We start from the raw sequence: 720 nt of genomic DNA, 5'->3' as shown, positions 1-720 counted from the left end.
AAACTTCTTTGCATCATCTATATCGCTAAACTCACCAACGCAATAACGCTTCCATAAGCCGTGAGTGTAGGAATACACTTTGCCATAGTTGCCTTTCAGATAATTTAGGTAATCTGACGGAATGACTTTATAGGTTGCTAATACTTGAATTCGATAAATTGACGGCGCTTTAGGACGTAAGTTTTGCGGGTCTAATACTGAGCGCGCTACGTACTTTGGTTTCAAATCGACAGATTTCGTATCCATTTCCATATTTTTCTTTTCCTTTGACTTCGCGACCTGTTTGGGTGGAACTTTTGTATCTATTTTTTTACTCAGAGGTTTAACGCTCTTCATGAGCTTTTTCAGTTTGACTCGTGCGTCTTGCTCGCTACTGTCGTGTTTCAAAACCTCCAACGCCACATCCGGACGATTCGACCGAGTCGACGCCAAAAGGAGATTTGAACGTACCTTTTCATCATTTGGATTGGCAGCAAACAAGCCATAGAGCAGCTCCATCGCGGGCTCTGGTCTGCCTTGCAACATCATCACTACTGCAATATTGTTGTTTGCCTCACGGTCTGATGCGCCATTCTTCTTACTGTCATTAAAGTGAGAAATTGCACCATCATAGTCTTTTTTACGCGCAAGTATTTTGCCTTTTAGAAGGTAGTAATCACCCTCTGGACCGCCATTATCTAAATACTCTTCTAAGTAACGTTCACTCGCATCGTAATTGGA

General features: G+C 42.2%; 1 protein-coding gene. It reads right to left on the bottom strand.

Features of this window, described 5'->3' with window-relative positions; all coding sequences use genetic code 11:
• Positions 1-720, bottom strand: a 720-nt coding sequence (locus tag R7Q46_RS26960) for a pilus assembly protein TadD (RefSeq protein ID WP_318078204.1), incomplete at both ends; no start/stop codon positions are given.

It is taken from the genome of Vibrio sp. 811 (assembly GCF_033339195.1).
Note: the sequence above shows the minus strand (reverse complement) of the source record. Positions and strands in the feature narration are given on the sequence as shown.